Source organism: Microscilla marina ATCC 23134 (assembly GCF_000169175.1).
In the GTDB taxonomy this organism is placed as follows: domain Bacteria; phylum Bacteroidota; class Bacteroidia; order Cytophagales; family Microscillaceae; genus Microscilla; species Microscilla marina.
Genome location: NZ_AAWS01000006.1, coordinates 86,591 through 105,645, shown reverse-complemented (window position 1 = coordinate 105,645; position 19,055 = coordinate 86,591). Strand labels below are relative to the sequence as shown.

At 39.5% G+C, this 19,055-nt stretch carries 11 protein-coding genes; 6 read left to right on the top strand and 5 right to left on the bottom strand.

The genetic code is table 11. The features are described from left to right. Positions 1–72: 72 nt before the first annotated feature. The 4 genes from M23134_RS06570 to M23134_RS06555 all read right to left on the bottom strand — a co-directional run bounded on the left by M23134_RS06570 (position 73) and on the right by M23134_RS06555 (position 6,930). Entirely contained in the window at positions 73–2,370 is a 2,298-nt protein-coding gene (locus tag M23134_RS06570; protein ID WP_002694741.1) for an FdhF/YdeP family oxidoreductase, read from the bottom strand. A gap of 226 nt (positions 2,371–2,596) precedes the next feature. Next, positions 2,597–4,318, bottom strand: a complete 1,722-nt coding sequence (locus M23134_RS37655) for a WG repeat-containing protein (protein ID WP_002694740.1) — start codon at positions 4,316–4,318, stop codon at positions 2,597–2,599. Between the two features lie 79 nt (positions 4,319–4,397). Continuing rightward, entirely contained in the window at positions 4,398–4,973 is a 576-nt protein-coding gene (locus M23134_RS06560) for a hypothetical protein (protein ID WP_002694739.1), read from the bottom strand. Positions 4,974–5,223: 250 nt separating this feature from the next. Continuing rightward, positions 5,224–6,930, bottom strand: a complete 1,707-nt coding sequence (locus tag M23134_RS06555; protein ID WP_002694738.1) for a hypothetical protein — start codon at positions 6,928–6,930, stop codon at positions 5,224–5,226. A gap of 827 nt (positions 6,931–7,757) precedes the next feature. On the opposite strand from M23134_RS06555, the gene deoC reads away from it, so the two are divergent. The 6 genes from deoC (at position 7,758) to M23134_RS06525 (ending at position 17,424) form a co-directional block, all read left to right on the top strand. Then, a complete protein-coding gene (gene deoC / locus M23134_RS06550) occupies positions 7,758–8,432 on the top strand; it encodes a deoxyribose-phosphate aldolase (RefSeq protein WP_002694737.1) in 675 nt (224 codons plus the stop codon). A gap of 256 nt (positions 8,433–8,688) precedes the next feature. Further along, complete coding sequence (locus M23134_RS06545; protein WP_002694735.1) at positions 8,689–9,612, top strand: sterol desaturase family protein; 924 nt, start codon at positions 8,689–8,691, stop codon at positions 9,610–9,612. Between the two features lie 289 nt (positions 9,613–9,901). After that, positions 9,902–10,393 carry a peptide-methionine (R)-S-oxide reductase MsrB gene (gene msrB / locus M23134_RS06540; protein ID WP_157558372.1) on the top strand — a complete coding sequence of 164 codons (492 nt, stop codon included), beginning with the start codon at positions 9,902–9,904 and terminating at the stop codon, positions 10,391–10,393. 440 nt (positions 10,394–10,833) lie between these two features. Beyond that, positions 10,834–12,321: a hypothetical protein gene (locus M23134_RS06535; RefSeq protein WP_002694727.1), complete on the top strand. Its 1,488-nt coding sequence runs from the start codon at positions 10,834–10,836 to the stop codon at positions 12,319–12,321. A gap of 201 nt (positions 12,322–12,522) precedes the next feature. After that, positions 12,523–15,816 (top strand): AsmA family protein, encoded by a 3,294-nt coding sequence (locus M23134_RS06530; RefSeq protein WP_002694724.1) that lies wholly within the window; start codon positions 12,523–12,525, stop codon positions 15,814–15,816. Positions 15,817–15,960: 144 nt separating this feature from the next. Continuing rightward, complete coding sequence (locus M23134_RS06525) at positions 15,961–17,424, top strand: mechanosensitive ion channel family protein (protein ID WP_002694723.1); 1,464 nt, start codon at positions 15,961–15,963, stop codon at positions 17,422–17,424. A gap of 3 nt (positions 17,425–17,427) precedes the next feature. Here M23134_RS06525 and M23134_RS06520 read toward each other — a convergent pair whose 3' ends face one another. Further along, positions 17,428–18,858, bottom strand: coding sequence for an MBL fold metallo-hydrolase RNA specificity domain-containing protein (locus M23134_RS06520; RefSeq protein ID WP_002694722.1), 1,431 nt, complete (start codon positions 18,856–18,858; stop codon positions 17,428–17,430). Positions 18,859–19,055 lie beyond the last annotated feature (197 nt).

The window sequence follows — 19,055 nt, the reverse complement described above, 5'->3', positions numbered from 1 at the left end:
TTTTGCTATTGATCAACAGTAAATTTAACTCTGCTAAGTTAATATATTTAGCAGAGTTTTTTATGATTTTTTTTAGATGCTTTTTTCAATACTCACCACTACATACTTAGAGGTAGGCGTATTACTTTTCTTGGCTACGCTATTAATTGGTACCAATACGTTGGCTTCTGGGAAATAAGTAGCAATGCATCTTTTAGGAATGTCAAAAGGTACTACCAAAAACGCTGGTGCCACTCTTTGCTCTCCCTCATAGTTACCTTTTAGGTTTACCTGTTGTTTGCTTACCAGTCCCATTTCTTTCATATCTTCCTGGTTCATAAGCACTACCCGACGTTCATTGTAAATGCCCCTGTAACGATCGTCAAGCCCATAAATAGTTGTGTTAAACTGGTCATGGCTGCGGATAGTCATCATAATAAACTCATCGTTGGCAAGGGTATTTTTAGGTATAGGGTGTACTGTAAAGTATGCTTTGCCCTGTATAAATTTACGTTCACGCGCCACATTGGGCAAGTTAAAACCATTGAGCTGCCTTACCCGTTCATTGTATTGCTCAAATCCTTCAATAGTTGCTTCTATATGGTCGCGTACTACATCATAATCATGCATCATTGCTTGCCAATCTACTTTACTTTGTTCAAACGTGGCTTGTGCCAACCGTGCTATAATGGCAGGTTCGCTCAATAAGTGTGGCGAAGCTGGTTTGATACGTCCTCTACTTTGGTGTACTACCCCCATAGAGTTTTCTACAGTGACAAACTGTTTTCCTGATTGTTGCACATCTAGTTCAGTTCTACCCATACAAGGCAGTATCAGGGCTTGCTTTCCGGTAACCAGGTGCGAACGATTAAGCTTGGTAGATACTTGTACTGTAAGGTGACAGTTTTGCAATGCCTGGGCTGTATATACAGTGTCAGGAGTAGCTGATAAAAAGTTGCCCCCCATCGCAAAAAAAACTTTACCTTTACCTTCATACATTGCTTTGATCGCATCTACTGTATCATATCCATGCGCCGAAGGGGGCTTAAAACCAAAGTGCTTTTCTAATTGGTCTAATAAATCTTGAGGAGGTTTTTCCCAAATGCCCATTGTACGATCACCTTGTACGTTGCTATGTCCACGCACCGGACAAGTACCTGCTCCTTGCTTCCCTATGCTACCTTTGGCCAGTAGTAGATTTACTACCTGTTTAATCATTGCCACCGAGTTGGGGTGTTGGGTAAGCCCCATTGCCCAACAAACAATAATGCGGTCATTGTTGCATAACAGTTGGGCAGCTTCCTCAAGTTGGGTTGGGTCAATACCGCTTTCGCGAATACATTGTTCTAAATCTACCGATTGAATATCAGCCCAAAATTCTTCAAACCCCTCAGTGTATTGATCGATAAATTCCCGATCAAACACACTACCTTTGTTTACAGCTTCTTGGTTTGCCATGAGTTTTAGCAAGCCTTTCAGCAAAGCCATGTCACCATTGATTCGAACCTGCAAAAAAATGTCACTTAAGGCATCTGCTTTGCCAATCCAACCACTTATTTTTTGAGGGTTTTTAAATGCCTGAAGCCCAGTTTCGGGCAAAGGATTGACATGTATTATTTTAGCTCCTTTTTGTTTGGCCTCCTGTAATGCCGATAACATGCGAGGGTGGTTGGTACCAGGGTTTTGTCCTATGACCAGTATTACCTGTGAGTGATTAAAGTCTTCTAATGTAACCGAGCCTTTGCCTATACCCAAGGTTTCGCTCAATGCAGCCCCGCTAGATTCGTGACACATATTAGAGCAGTCGGGCAAATTGTTGGTACCAAACTGCCTGACAAATAACTGATACATAAAAGCAGCTTCGTTGCTGGTGCGTCCCGAAGTATAAAAAACAGCCTCATCAGGAGAGCTCAAGTCATTGAGTTCTTGAGCAATCATAGCAAACGCTTCCTCCCAGGCGATGGGTTCATAATGTTGGCTATTGGTTTTGAGCACCATAGGGTGAGTAATACGACCGCTTTTGCCTAACCAATAATCAGATTTTTGGGAAAGCTCGCCTACACTGTATTTTTTAAAAAAGGCAGGATCTACCCGCTCTAGAGTAGTTTCTTCGGCTACTGCCTTTGCGCCATTTTCGCAGTATTCGGCAACAGCTGAACGAACTTTGGGGTCAGGCCAGGCACAGCCAGGGCAGTCAAACCCTTTCTTTTGATTAAGGTTGAGTAGTATACGATTTCCTCTAAATATCCCCGATTCTTTGGCAATGTGGTGAAGAGCAGATTTGACTGCTTCTGCGCCAGCAGCTACTTCTTTGGGAGGCTTAATTTTCAGTCCGGTAAATTCTTCAGACGTGAGTGGGTTTACCTGACGATTGCTATCTATATTATTCATGTTTTATTGATCGTGTGCTGTATTTTTCTGATATGTGTGCTGTTGTTTACACAATTTAGAAACATTTTCGTAATAATTTCTCGTTTTTAGCTGGATTTTGCGTTCATAGATGGGGCAGTACTTTGGGTACTTTGATAGGATACAATGTTTTATAGGCGGCTTTAGGTGTGTTGTATAGGGTGAAGTGTGATGTTGTATTTATGGAGTAAATTGTTTGTATTACATTTTATTGTTCCTTTCCAGCTAGGTCTATCACGCTTGCTTTTTTATTACGACTTACCGATGCTTTCCCATCAAAAAAGTCTTCGGCATAACCATACTGTATAGGTGTAATTTCTTTGCCCTTTGGAGTAATATATCCCCATAAGCTATCTATTTTTACTCTAGCCCGTTTTTGGGTAAAAGGCATTATTTGGTCATATTTGAGGGAGGTTACCTCCTTACCCTGGTGATTGATAATGCCCCATTTATTATTGGCAGTAACCAATAGTAAGTTGTGTGACAATGGTTGATAATGGTCGTACTTAAACGCTGTAAGTGGTTTACCAGTAAGGCTCAATATGCCTGTTTTTTTATTTTTGATTGCAGCAAGTGCTGTTTTGTTTGGTAATGCCTCGATAAAATCGTACGCTATGGCAGTACGCAGGGTGTCTTTATACATCACACCATACTTTGGTCCTTGTTTTACTATATACAACTGTTCGTTTACTGGTATAAGAAGTTGCCCTTGCTTGTTTACAAAACCTTTGTGTTGTATTTGTTTGCCTTGAGCGTTAGGCACAAAAAAGGTAACCTTTGCTTTGCCTTTGTCAAAACTACTGGCTTCGGGATAAACCAACGGAACCACTACTTTGCCTTGAGTGTTGATAAAGCCATACCAGCCATTTTGTCCCACAAGTGCCCGTTGTTCGCTAAAGGCAAGCACTGTATCATACTTCAATGCCGTAATTTCTTTTCCAAATTGGTTGATTACTCCCCATTTACCGTCTTTTTTTACTTGCACAAACCCTTGCAAAAAATCAAGGGTTTGGTCATATTTTGCTGGAGTAAGTGTATTGCCTTGTTGGTCTATAAAACCATATTTGTTGTATACAAAATAGCGAGCAAATCGCCCTTCAAAGTCTTCTAAAGTAGGATATTTCAAGTTTACCCTGATGCGTCCAGTAGAGTCTATGGCCCCCCAGTAGCCATCTTTTTTCACCAATGCCCGGTTATTTTTAAAGTCCCGTACCTCATCATATTGTATAGGCGTAATTTCTTTGCCTTGACGGTCTATAAATCCCCAATATTGCCCATTGTCTAAGCTAACCAAAGTAAACCCCTCGTGAAAATCACCTATAAATCCATATTTGAGAGAGGTAACAGCTTGCCCTTCCCGGTCTATCAGCCCAAAAACCTTCTGGGTATAACCTTGTTCGTCTTTACGGGTTTGGGCTACTTTGGCAAGCCCTTGTTTGAAAGATTCAGCATAATCGTATGTTGCCGATACTACAATTTCTCCTTTAGTATCTACAAACCCCCATAAGTAGTGTTTGGCTAAAGAGTCTTTGTTGTCTTTTACTTCTACGCTTATTCTTGCTAAGCCCTCTGAAGGCATATCTATGCTACGAAACTCAATAGGCACTACTATTTTTCCTTGGGTATCGATGAGTCCTTCCTGGTTGTTTATATTCACAATAGCCAAACCACCTTCAAAATCGCTTGCCCAATCATAAGATGGCTTAATTACTTCTTTGTTTTGTTGGTCAATAAATCCATATTTCCCTTTGAAAAAAACTCTGGCAAATCCCCCTTGGTGTTTGTATACTACTTCATACTTTAGTTTTTGGGTCATTTCCTGGTCTACTTGCAAAGCTGCCTTGCCTGATGTTTTAGTAGAGTCTACAGGAGACTGGTTGGTTGTTTTTGTAGAACACCCCAACAGTGCTCCAAACCACAAAAGAGCCAAGAGGGTAATTAGCTTATACCAAGAGGCAAAAAGGCTATGTAGAGCATAAGCTAATACTTGATGTAGATAAAAGAGGACGTTATTTTTTTGCATTTTTGTTTAACATCTTTTTGCGTGCTTCAAGATAGTTTTTTTTCTTGACTTCGTTCTGAGGGTTTTCTCGGTATTCAATAAACTTTTGGGCAAACTCAGGTTGGTCACGGTAATAGAGTTGGATCAACTTAGACAAAGGTGTTTGATAAAAGGTAAGTGCCAGTGTAGCAATGAAGATCGATTTGATCAGGAGTTTTTTGAAAAAAAATTTTCCTTTGAGTACCTGAGCAGCAATAAATATTGTGTATGCCATGAGTATAAACATACTAAAGCCTAAAAAACGAGTGTCCCAAAGCATACTTTTGAACAGTACCCCCAAGGTGTTGATGGCAAATAAAAGGTACCCTAACTTGTAAAGAGGAATAAAAAAGCGGTCACTGGCAGCAGTAGGCTGATCATTGAGTAAAGCAGGGCGCAAGCCTTGCCTAAAATAAATGAGGGATAAACCCAGTAAGCCAATAATGAGCACTGGAGTACCCCAAAACACCAAGGCTATTTTTAGAACAAAACCAGTGATACTTAAAAGTATAAAAATAAATTCGGTAAGAATAAACGGTTTCATTATCTGTTATTTTTGGGGATCAGAATATGGATTTAAACAAGCGCTTAGGTATTTGACACGAAGGTACTACCATTTTGCTGAATTTGCCAGCCTGAGAGCATTAGGTGCAGGATAACCGAAGAAATAGGTGAGGTGGTTTTGTAGTTGGTATGCAGGCTTTTTAAGCAGACCTACTTCCCAAGCATTTTGCTTTTAAGAGGTGAATAAGTGTTAAGAATGAGGAAGGTTTGATGGTGTGTGTCCTAAAGATTTAGTGAATAATATCTTTTGTTGCCAAAACATTGCGTAGAGCAACCAGTTGATCAACTGCTTCTTGTGGGGTTTTGCCAGTGGTAGCAATCATACCCCAACAGTCGGGAACTATACTAATGACTTCCATTTTGGAAGTTGCCTCAGGAAAACATTCGGCCACTATTTGTCGAAATTCGGGCAGGGTAAAATCAATATGAGGGTGTATGACCAATGTTGCTCCATATAGCCCTTGAGCAAGCACGTTTTTTTTATCCATAAATGTACGCAAACATTCAGCTCCGTTAAATGAGAGGTTAGGGTCTTGTACTCCCAACATTATTTCATCGCCAAAATGTCCACCTAAACGACCAATAGCAAAGTCGATTCCAGCAATATTTAAACCAGCAATATGTTGCCGAAACCCACTGACCAACGCCTGCATTGTGTGAGTAATGCAGGCATAATGCTCAGCTGATATATTCAATTTGGCGGCTTGTTGGGCATCCAGGTATAAGTTTCCCTTCCAAGAAGTGCCTTCCATAAACTGTAGGGTAATACCAGGAGCTTGTTCGCCTTGGCGTATATGTGCTGAGGGGGTAGTTTTTAGGGTAAAATCATTTACTACAGTTTCTAAATACGTAACATGAGCTTCGAGTAAATAGTCATCGCCGTAGGTGTAAGCCTCATTTGCCAGTTGGGTCAGTAGCGCAGCATTAGCTAAAGGTATATTGGGAGTAATGCGTGCCCCATCGCCTGAGTTACAGGCTTTAAAACAACCTGTAGTAAGTCCATAGCGACTTTGAAGTAGCTGTGCTGCCTGTTGTATTTGCTTGGCAAAATGAGCTTCATCACAATTTTCTCGATTAATTATGTAACCAGGCAAACGGGGTATTTCTACCTTGAGTTTTTGGTAAACGTCAGCAAGTTGTCCTTCACTTGCCAATGTTTCTTTTACAGTTTGTTGCTTGATTTTTTCTGTGGGTATGCTCAGCGCTTGTTTTACCGAAGGGTACAGCACTTTCTTATTGTTCCAATGTTGTGAAACCTCAGGTAAGTTGCTGTCAATTTTGAGTTGGTCAAGCTCTGCCATTCGCTTAAGCCATACCAAAAATATTTGCATTTCCTGCTCAAGTGCATATACCCTTGCCACTGTATTGGGGTGGGCTGTCAAAAAATCAATTATCTGTTCAATGACAGGTATTGGAGTTTCAAGATGTTGTTTTGCCAATACAATCAAAGCTTGTGAAAGGTAATAGTAATCGATGTTTGTAATACAGGCACCTTTCACTTTTTCGGTTTCAATGGCAGTTTCCCAGGCAGTTACCCTGCCTACACACAAGTCACCTGGTTGGGTAAAATACACCGACTGTACCTCCTTATAAGTAGTGTAGTCTAAGCCTGGTACTTCTTGTTGAAGCTTGTTTAAATCGTCTAAAAAAGTATTAAGGTCAGGGGTAGTAGAATGTAAAAATAAAAAAGTGTTGGCATCAGAAGGTTGAGTAACCGAAACAAGCTCTTGGGTGACAACCTGTGCCAGGTCAGACAAAGCTACTCCCAATAATAGTTCGCATAGGTCTTCTATCTCATAAGCTCTTAAAACCAGAGGTCCTGTATAAAACCCTTGCCAAGGCAACACCTCACCAGGGGATACTCTTACATTCCATTGATAATTTAAAAATGTTTTTGGATCAAAGTGATCTAAAAACACTTTCTGATAGTCAAACATTCGTAATTATTAATTATTAACCAACGGTTTACGGCATTTTTTAATCAACTCAGAAAGTCATTTTTTTGCCCAAGAAACCAGCTCAACCTTGCTTTGTTTTTTACAACAATATAAAGACAACCAACTCCTAAATTACGCTAAAAATTGATTTAAATTCTAACGAGCCCTCATTTTAAAATCTTTTTTTGGTAATTCCTCATTAGGAAACAGAATATTTTGATGTTAGTCTTTTTTTGCTCCAATAAAATGTTAAAAACAGCATCAATCACGCCAAAAGTCACTGCTGTATACCTCCTACCTTCGCCTTAGGAACATATTCAAAATAAGTGTCGAGATTGAGGGCGTATACTCGACTGAGGCACTTTTTGCAGTCGTAGCCATAGCTACGGCGAAAACCGATGGCTGCAGCCCTGCTGCGCCGAGCTCTGCCAAAGGCTAAAAGTAACGAAAGTCAGTAAAGATAACCGCAGAACGAAGTTCAAGCTCTGCGAAGCTAATATGTTCTAAACCGGACAGCTTCAAAGTCCCGATTTCTTATCGGGGTTATTGTTGAGGGCTATGCCCGAAATCCCGTTTACGGGGCGATCATGTTCCTTAACAAACAACGGTTTTTATGTTTACACAGTGGTAAGTTGGTATTAGGGTATAGTTACGAGGCTATTTGAGCTTACATGTGGTTTGGGGTTATATAATAGTTTAGAACCACCCAAAGCTCTATCATAGAAGTGCCTATGGCTAATCTAAACAACAATAGCTCTATACAGGTATGGATAGAATACCCGAAATAGTTTAACTTTGTACTTGATACAGCAAAAACTCCCCAAAATATGCAAAACATTAATGAGTATATAGAACATACCAACCTTAAACCTACCGTGACTTACGAAAGTATAGAAACATTGGTGGAAGAAGCCGTTATTCATAACTTTATAGGAATATGTGTACCTCCTTATTGGGCAAAAAAAGCCAGGCGTGATTTAGGCAAAGCCCCTGTGCAACTGGTTACTGTGGTAGGATTTCCTTTTGGCTACCAACGAGCCGAAGTAAAAATGCAAGAGATAGAAAGCGCCTTAAAAGAAGGGGTAAATGAGTTAGACATTGTAATTAATATCTCTGCAATCAAGTGCAACGCTTATGCGTGGATTAAACAGGAGATGGCTTGGTTTTCTCAAGTCATTCATGCCGAAGAAGCAATGATGAAGGTCATTCTTGAAACTGCTTACCTGAATGACCATGAAATAAGGGAAGCAAGCAAGGTGTGTGTAGATGCCGGGGTTGATTTTATGAAAACATCTACGGGGTATGCACCTGAAGGCGCAAAGGTAGAACATATTCGTTTATTACGTGATATTTTGCCCGATACTGTAGGCATCAAGGCCTCTGGGGGAATCAGGTCGTATGAAAAAGCCCAGGAAATGATTATTGCTGGAGCAGATAGAATTGGAACCTCATCTGGTATTAAAATCGTAGAAGAGGCGTTGACTAAAGATGTTAAAAGCTAAATATTGAACTGCATACTGACACAATTGTGTGAATTTCTCAGTATCTATAGGGTAAGTAACATAGGTAAATGAAGCAAGAAAGAGCCTTGATTTATTGTAGCATGAAGATTCTCCTTTTATCTTTGTCACTGGATTTTAATATATCAAAGGTTAGGTGGATTTTTTAAATACATAATTAACTGATAGTCAGTAGTAAAAGTTATCTGGGCTCATCATTTTAATTGTAATATGATGATAAATTAATTTTCTTTAAGATATGATGAATTTAGAGATTACCAACCCCCTCTATTATGGTGTTCCCTTCTTTTTTGTGCTAATCATTAGTGAGTACTTGCTTACTTATAAACACGACAAGGACCACTATAATGCCAAAGACTTTTGGAGTAGTTTTCAAGTAGCAATTACTTCGGGTATTGTAGCTATCTTTACTAAAACCGCTTCTATAGCAGTGTTTTATATGTTATACAAAGGTTTTGCTGACTTGCGGGTTGAGTGGTTGGGTTACCAATATATTGACTGGACTATCTGGTGGGTGTGGGTATTGTTAATCCTTGCCGATGACTTATGTTTTTACTGGTATCATCGCCTGAGTCATACTGTAAGGGTGTTGTGGGCAGCCCACGTGGTGCACCATTCTTCAGAGCAATACAATTTTGGTAATGCCATTCGCAACGGTATTTTTACCCTATTTTATAAGTCACTGTTTTGGTTGTGGTTACCCATTTTAGGTTTTCACCCAGTAATGGTTGTTACAGTAATGGGGGTTAGTACCATTTATCAGTATTGGTTACATTCTTCTAAACTCCCTAAGCTGGGTGTTATGGAAGAGTTCATGAATACTCCTAAGTTACATGCAGTACATCACTCACGAAACATTGAATACCTTGATAAAAACCATGCAGCCATTTTTATGTTTTGGGATAGATTATTTGGTACATACAAGGCGTATGACGACAATGTTCCGGCAGAGTTTGGGGTAATTAAAGGGCCTAATTCTAACAAGTTAGTCAATATCGTTTTTCACGAATACCGTGATTTATGGCAAGACGTGAAGAACGCTAAAACTTGGCAAGATAAGTTTATGTATTTGTTTTCGCCCCCAGGCTGGAGCCCTGATGGATCAACCAAAACAACCAAACAAATTCAAAAAGAGCTTGAGCAAGAAAAACAACTTGCTTAGGAGCTTAGGCAATCATTGTGATAAATTTTTAAGCCATTTGAACAAATAAACAATACTGTCCTACAAACGGTTTCTTTATATAGTGCAATTTTCACCTCAGACAGGCTCAACCGATGCCTGTCTTTTTTTGCCCCTATATTAGCTTTAACAAATGCTTAGGGCTTGATTAACACCTGCTTAACAACCATTATCAGATTAATGTACGTTCTTTGAATAAAAGCATGTTGTTACATGTATAATAATGTATACAATATACCTGTTACCAAGAATCTAGAACCCATCAAAATAAATGAAGAAGTTATTTATAATAATTTATACGGCTATGTTTTTATTAGGAGGATGTCTCCAGAAACCAAAGTATGCCGTCACTACTTCGCCAGCAAACACTAACTTTCAAGTGTCTAAAACCAATCAGGAATGGAAAGAAATTTTAAGTCCATTGGCTTTTCATGTAATGCGTGAACAAGGCACTGAAAAAGCTTTTTCGGGCAAATACTGGAACCATAAAAAAGGGGGCATATATACTTGTGTTGCTTGTAAAAACCCTTTGTTTTCGTCTAAAGCTAAGTTTGACTCTGGTACTGGTTGGCCAAGTTATTGGGCACCATTGTCCAAAAAATCGGTCAATGTAAAAAAAGACTATAGCTATGGTATGGTACGCGAAGAAGTACACTGTAGTGCTTGTGGAGGTCACTTGGGGCATGTGTTTCGTGATGGCCCAGAGCCAACCCGTTTACGTTATTGTGTCAATTCGGTGGCACTGGACTTTAAAGAGAAGTAAAATATATTTTTGATATAAAAACTATCACTAACGTCAATCATTTTGTTATTTTGGGTACTGGTGTACAAGCTGCCAGTACCTTTTTTTTTAAAACAGTGAAATACTGTAAGTGATCTGGAAAAAAGAAGATGTGCCAATTCAAGAAAATATATTGTTCTCAGACGATTCAAAAAAAACGGTGCATAGCCAAAGCTATGAAGCTTTTTTTTTGAGAAGAATGAGGGCAATAGATACACTTTAATGGCTCAAATTATTTATGAAAGATCACTAATGATCAAATAGCTTTTATTTAGTTTTACTTGCCGCTTGAGAGTGCAGTTTGGGTTTACGCTACCTCGAAAATAACTTTTAGAAACCCAATCATCAGCCAGGTGTTGATGTTATATATTCAAACACATTTTTGATGTGATGTTTAAGTTTTGACTAATTGTTAAACCCCAATGAAACAACTGATTGGTTATTGTTTATGTTTTTTGTTGTCAGTACTACTGGTTTGTTCAGTATATGCTCAAAACCAACGCCTGGAAGTCCCAGTACGCATAGGGTTTGACGACTTATATATGGCTCCCATAGGCCAAAAAGGAGTGGTGGTGTTTAACAAAACCCGTAGTAATGTGGGCAAAGGGTTTGTAGAATATGTATTTAGAAAATATGACCATCACCTAAAAACAGAGTGGACAATCAAAGGAGTAGTGAAAAAGAGTTTGCCTTTTATTGATTTTGCTTACTCTACCAATACCCTGTATTTACTATTTGGTAAAGCACAAAGCCGCACTTATCAAGTGGTGAAGGTAAATGCCAATGCCGGGTTTTTAGAGAAGTTTGAACTATTCCTGCTTGAAAGGTTAGAAGTAAGTCATTTTGCTGCGTCTCAAAACGATTTGTATGTAGGAGGCATGCTACAGGGGGAGCCAGCCATGTTACATACCAACTTGATCCTTAAAAAAACGAAAATATTACCATTAAGCTTTAAGGGGAGAGCTTATGTAGAGGCTGTATACCTCGATACGCTCAACAATTTTGTAAATGCCACTGTAGTAAGTGTGCACCGGGGCGAACCTACTGTTTTGCTTAAGTCATACCAAAAAGGACAAGAAGTAAGGAGCATTAACTTGCCTAATCAAAAAGATAAATATTTGCAAGATGCTCAAGTAATAGCCATCCCTCGCAATGAACAGCTGGTGGTGGGTATATATGCACACTCTCAACAGCAAAAAGCCCATCAAGGGTTATTTGTGGCGCGTTTGACTGCACAAAACGAGTTGAAGTCAAAACGTTATTATAGCTTCAATGACCTAAAAAACTTTTATGGGCATTTGAGCGAACGAGAACAAAAACGGATTCAACGCAAGGTAAACCGACGCAAAAAAAAGGGCAAAAGAGAGTATACTGTACAAGACAAAATATTGTTGCATAAGATTGTCAGGCAAAAAGACACCTATTTGTTATGTGGCGACATGTACATAGAAAGTGTAAGGGTGCCAGGTGGTGCTTTTTTTACCCCCAGAAGGTTTCCACAAAACCCTTTACCCAGAGAATGGGAATATAGCCGCAGCATTGGTATAGCGCTTAATGCCAAGGGTTTTATGCAATGGGACAATGTAATTAAACTCAATAGAGTAAAGGTACCACAGATTTACCCTGTATCTATGTTTCATGTAGGGGCTGACTCCTCGTCTTTGACTTATTATTTTAACGATGAGTTACACGCCAAAACTTTTGCTCAAAGCAAAGCCAACAATGAGGTGAAGTCTGTAAAGCTGAAAACTTCTAACCCAGACGATAGCATCAAAGAGAATATGGGATTGCAAACTCGACGTTGGTATGGAGGTTTTTACTTGGTTTGGGGGTATCAACGGATCAAAAATAAACGTACTGGCAAACGGAAAGTGTTTTTTGTACAAAAAATGAGCTTTGCTTCAGAATAGATTATTTTTTTAGAATCCTACTGAACATCCCCATAAAAAAAAGTAAATTTGTTGGGGATGCCCGTAGCAACACATCAATAATATTCATACAAAACTTAATAAATCGTTCGGCAAATAATGCTATCTTGCTCAAGACCTGTAGCAAGTAGTATAGATCGGATTTTTTTATAAAAACCTCTAAACCAAAATATAAATAAGGTTATGGACAAGGAAAGTGAAAAACCAAAAAGCCAAAGCAAGATGAAAAAATGGATAAAAAGGCTGTTTTTTATCTTTGGTGGATTCTTCTTAGTACTGATCCTGCTCGGTATTTTGATTCCTATTATTTTTAAGAAAGACATCAAAGCCAAAATCGATGAAGAAATAGCTAAATCGGTCAATGCCCATGTATACTTTGATATTGACAAGTTTGGGTTGAGTATGTTTAGCAACTTCCCTAATATTACTGTATCGATGGAAGATTTTGGAGTGGTTGGCAAAGACAAGTTCAAAGGAGATACCCTTACTGCAGTCAAAGAGTTTGAGGTAGAGGTAGACGTATGGAGTGTGCTGTTTAGTGACAAAATCCAGGTGAGAGGAATCTACCTTGATTCGCCTAAGATATATGCCAAAGTACTGAAAGATGGTACTGCCAACTGGGACATTATGAAGGCTGACACAACCCAGAAAGACGAGAAAAAACCTGAAAAGGACAAGAGTGATACTACGCAAACTAACTTTAATGTTGGTATCAAACGCTGGAAGATTAAAAATGCTGACATTGTGTATGCCGACGCTGCTACCCCTATGTATGCCAGCATTACCAAACTTACCCACAAAGGAAGTGGCAACTTTACCCAAGCGGTGTTTGATCTCAAAACTAAAACTACTGTAGATAAAATTGATTTTGGCTACGAAAATGTACGCTATGTAGAGAACAAGTCCATAGATGTTGACCTGACGCTGAATATGGATATGGAGAAGAATAAGTTTACATTCAAACAAAATGCTATCAAAATCAATGAGTTTGTGTTTAAGTTCGATGGCTTTGTCCAAATGGTAGGCAATGATATCAATATGGATATTAAATACGCTGCCAAAGAAAACGAGTTTAAAAACATTTTATCGTTGGTGCCTGGTGTATATACCGAGATGGAAGAGTTTCAGAAAATGAAAACCGAAGGTAAGTTTGCCTTTGATGGTTTTGTAAAAGGAACTTATAACGAAAAAAAATACCCTGCCTTTGGGCTTAACTTTAAGGTTTCTGATGCTCTTTTCCAATACCCTGACCTACCTACGTCAGTCAACAATATCAATATAGATGTGTCTGTCGGTAACAAAACCAGTGACTTGGAAAAAACAGTAGTAGACCTTAAAAAGCTTCACCTCGACCTGGGCAGAAACCCAATAGATGCCAAAGCCAGGGTAGAGGGGTTATCTAATTTTAAAATAGATGCCAATGTAGTGGCAAAACTCAACCTGGCAGATTTGAGCAAGATGTTTCCTATGCCTGACATTATTGTGAGGGGTTTATTTGGTTTAAATGCTACCGCCAAAGGGGTATACAATGCCTCTAGTATGCCCAACCTTGCCGCCAAGCTGACCTTAACCAATGGGTATGCTAAGTCTAAGGAGTTTCCGGAAGCACTGGATAAACTTACCCTGGATGCATCGGTAACCAATACTACGGGCGACTATAAAGACTCTGAAGTACACGTGAAAGACCTAAGCTGGACCTTGGACAACAAACCTTTTTCGGTAAAGGCAAATGTGGTAAACTTTGCCGACATTACGTATGATGCCCAAATGAAAGGAGTCATTGATTTAGCCAAGGTAACACATATTTACCCTTTAGAGGGAATGAGCCTTGCAGGAATCATCAGGGCAGATATTACTACGGCAGGCAAAATGTCTTACATAGACAAAGAACAGTATGATAAGTTGCCTACTAGTGGAGAGATAGACATTAGTAAGTTTTCATTTGTAAGTAAAGAAGATTTGCCACAAGGCTTTAAAATTACAGAAGCTATTACCAAGTTTACCCCAAAAACGATTACCCTTGAAAAGTTTCACGGGTTTGCGGGTAAGAGTGATATTCATGCGACTGGTACCATTTCCAACTATATTCCTTATGTTTTTAAAGGGCACACAATCAAAGGAAATGTAGTGTTCAAGTCTCGCAGGTTTGTGGTAGACGAATGGATGGATAGTACTGAAGGGGAAACTGGAAAGGCAGGTAGTACTACTGTAACTACCACCACCACTACTTCTGAGGGAAGTTCTACTACAGTAAGCGATGAAGTAACCTTGGTGACGGTGCCCAAGAATATTGACTTTGTACTTAACTCTCAAATAGATGAAGTAGAGTATGAAGACCTTGAGATTAAGAATATCAAAGGTAAAATAATAGTAAAGGATGGAAGAGTGTTGCTCAATGGCCTAAAGTTTAATATGCTGGAAGGTGGTTTTACTATGAGTGGTGCTTATGACACGTATGATGTGACCCACCCAAAGTATGATTTTAAAATGAACATTAACCGTTTGTCAATTGGTAAAGCTCATTCGAGTTTTTCGGTAGTAAAAAAACTGATACCAATGGCACAAAACATTACTGGGTTTTTATCTACCAACCTGAAAGTAAGTGGAGGCTTATCGCAATACATGACCCCATTGCTTGATAACTCCCTCAATGGTTTTGGGTCTATCAAACTTACCCAAACCCAAGTAAAAGGTTCTGGAATGCTAAAAAACTTAAGCATGGTGACCGGTATTCAGGAACTAAAAGAGTTGAATATTGCAGGTGTGAATATTCAAACGGAGATTAAAAATGGTAAAATGACTTACCAACCCTTTGACCTGAAAGTAGGCAATTATAACCTGAATGTACGTGGAAGCAATGATGTAGATGGTACCTTAAACTTTAAAGTAGACATAGATGCCCCTAAGGGTAAAATAGGGCAAAGTGCCACCACAGCAATTAGCCGTCTTGCCGGAGTAAATTTTGATAAGTCAGACCGGGTAAATGTAAAACTAGGAATTACAGGACCTGTCAATGATCCTAAAATCAAGGTGATAGGTAGTAGTGTGCAAGACCAGGTAAAAAAAGTGGTAGATGACAAAATAGAAGAAGGAAAAGACAAGGCTAAAGAGGTTTTGGCTGATGCCCAAAAACGAGCAGATGCAATTATGGCTGAAGCTCGCCAAAAAGTAGATGCTGCCAAAGCCGAAGCCCGCAAAAAACTGGACGAAGCCAAAAAGCAAGCAGATGCTGAGTACAACAAATTTGTTGCAGCTAAGCTCAACGAGGTACAAAACCCATTGCTAAAAGCTGCAGCTAAAAAAGTGGCTGAAAAAGCAGGAACCAAAATTAAACAAAAAGCCTACTCAAGAGCCGAGCACGAATTTCAGAAACAACTACAACTCTCCAACAAGATTATAGAAGCGGCAGAGACAAGGCGTAAAAAAGTACTGGAAGAAGCCAATCAAAAGGTGGACAACATAAATAAAAAGAAATAGCCACCTCACTGAATCATTGATATAAGCCTCCTGATTGTTAGGGAGGCTTTTTTACTTTTATTTTAAAATATTAACTTATTCAACCAAATGATCGCTTAGTTATTGTACACTCAACGTTTAATACGAACTAAACTGAACAAAACCTTGAAAACAAGCAAATTACACCAGTTTGTCTTGCCTGTATTGCTCACTGCCTCTTTTGTCATAAGCTGGCTTATTCGCAATGAAATCATTCATTACGCTGGTTTACCCAAAGCAAAATTATGGCTTGAGATAGCCGATGATATCCTCTTGACTGGTTTATGGCTGTCAACAGCTTTTCTTTTTTCCCGTTTTTTAACTGTAATCGTGCTCGATACCTGGATGTCGCGTCGCATAGAAGGGCGCGTGCCTACTTTTTTGCACAATATGGTTGCAGTCATTGTATTGGGGGTAGCTGTTACAGGCATTATGGCTTTTGTGTATGATCAATCAGTGGCAGGCATTTGGGCAACATCAGGGGTGATAGGGATTGTGTTAGGTTTTGCCTTACGTTCTATGATTGCCGATATTTTTACTGGATTGGCCATCAACATAGAACAAACCTATAAAATAGGCGAATGGATCGTGCTCGAAGGTGGTTTAGAGGGCTGTGTAGAAGAGATTAATTGGCGAACAACGAGCATACGTACCCCGCAAAATAATATTGTGAGGGTACCTAATAGCAATATTGGTGTAAAACCCATTGTAAACTATGCTTACCCTGATAATAAAAGCCGTTTTGAGGTACTCATCAGTTTGGATTTTTCTATAGAAACAGAGCGAGCTTTACGAGTGTTGCAGTCGGCAGCTAAATCGGTGTCCAGTCAGCACGGATTTTATGAAAATCCTGAGCCTAAAGTGTTGGTCAAAAACATCAATGAAATAGGGGTAGAGTACGAAATACATTATTGGATCAACTCCTGGAAAGGAGTATCGCCTCCTGTAGCACGTAGTAGGGTACTTGCCAGTGTATTGGAACAGCTGCGCCATGCGGGTATTTCTATTGCTTACCCCAAGCAAGATATTTATCATGAAAAAATGCCGACCCGCCACTTAGACTCTGCCACAGGCGATGACTGTATCCCCTTATTACGAAAAGTAGAACTATTCAAACCCTTGGGTGAGTCAGAGCTGGCAGTTTTGGGCACAAGCATCAAACGCATAGAGTTTACCAAGGGCGAAGTAGTCATTAGAACAGGCGATGAAGGTGATTCTATGTTTGTGGTGTTAGAAGGGTTACTAGAGGTGTTTGTAGATGTATTTGGCGACGGCGATGAGTTGAGGGTAGGACTAGTAAAACCAGGACAATTTCTGGGTGAAAAGTCATTGCTCACTGGTGCTAGTAGGTCGGCAACTGCTAAAGCGGCTACCAACGCTATTTTATATGAAATTACCCGTGATGACCTGTTACCAGTATTGCACCAAAAAGGTGAGGTACTGGAAACCATTAGTTTAATTATTGCTGAAAGAGAGTTACGCAATTCCAGCATATTTGAAAAAGCCTCTAAAGAATTACGAGCTTCAGAGACTTCTTCTTTATCCAAACAAATTTTGGTCAAGATGAAAGACTTGTTTTCCGACTTTTAAGTTTTACAGTTCAAAACTTTGCCCTTTTTCAGGAATCTCTACTTGTGAGTATCCCTCTTTGCCCAAGGTTTCTTTAAAGTCGTCCATAGATGAGGATTCACCATGCACTAAAAATAGTTTCTTTAGTTTTTCGGGTGATTGCCACTTTACAAACTTAATCAAATCATTCAAATCACCGTGTCCGCTAAAAATATCGGTACGCTCAATGGTAGCATTTACTGCAAGTTCGTGACGATCAGCCACAATGTATTTACGTCCATTGAGCAAGTCGTTCCCCAGTGTACCCTCTGCTGAATAACCAATCAATAGTACTGTAGCCAGTGAGTTCTGAATATTTTGTTTGATATGATATTCTATGCGTCCCCCCTGAATCATTCCTGAAGAAGATACCACCATATAGGGGTGGTTATAGTTAGAGATTGCTTTACTCTGTTTGGAGGTTTCGAGATAAATCAAGTTTTCAAAATCAAAAAGGCTTTGATTAGATTTGTGAAACTCCTGTGCTTCCTTATTAAGCAAACTTAAGTGTTTTTGGTATACTTGAGTGCTGGCTTTTGCCAGTGGACTATCTGTGTATATCTTAATAGGAGGCAACTTGCCCTCTGAACAAAGTTTGTTGAGGGTAAAGAGTAACGCCTGAGTACGTCCAACACTAAACGCTGGAATCAATAAACGCCCCGGCTTATCCACACAGGCTCTTTTGATTACATCCAGTACAATCTCTTCAGGGCTGCCCTCCGATTGATGGTAGCGATTGCCATACGTAGACTCACATATCAAGTAATCTACCTCTGGTGTAGGTTCAGGGTCGCTCAAGAGGGGATAATTGTAACGCCCTAAATCACCTGAAAAGCATAATTTTTTTGTTTGGTCATTTTCTTCTACTTCTATCAAGGCATTGGCTGCCCCCAGCAAATGTCCGGTGGGTATAAGTGTTATATAAATGCCATCGCCTATTTTTTTGCGCTGTCGAAACAACAAAGTACGAAAGTGTCCTAATGCCTCATGTACATGAGGTGCCAAAAAAAGCTCCCGTTTGGCGTATTTTTGCTCTTTATGAACGGGATTAAACTTTTTACTTTTAGCAATTTTTTTTAATTTTCGTTGGTTCAACGAAGCCGCATCATGTAGCAATAGATTGGTCAGGTCATAAGTAGCGTCTGTGCAATAAATAACCCCCTCGAAACCTTCACGCACCAAGTTAGGCAAAAAACCCGAATGGTCTATATGAGCGTGAGTAAGTACTACTGCGTTGATTTGGGAAGGCTCAAAAGGGAATATACCCTGATATAACCCATTCTCATCAGTGAGAGGTTTGCGTTCCCGCTCCAGATCATGCCCACAGTCTATCAACACCTTAAAATCATTATCCAGTTCAAGCAAATGCATACTCCCGGTTACCTGACGAGCTGCACCCCAAAATGTCAATCGCATATCGTTATAATTATGATTACATAATGTAAAATTAAGAATAAATATGAGATATGGTAGTGGTAACCGTGCTATATGATTTTTTTGAGCAGAAGATATGCTCAGCTATATGAGTAGATGAACTCCCTTTGTGTGACTAATAAAGTCAGTAAGGGGTTAGGACTACAACGACGATAATGCTTTGAGTGGTGGTAGTAAGC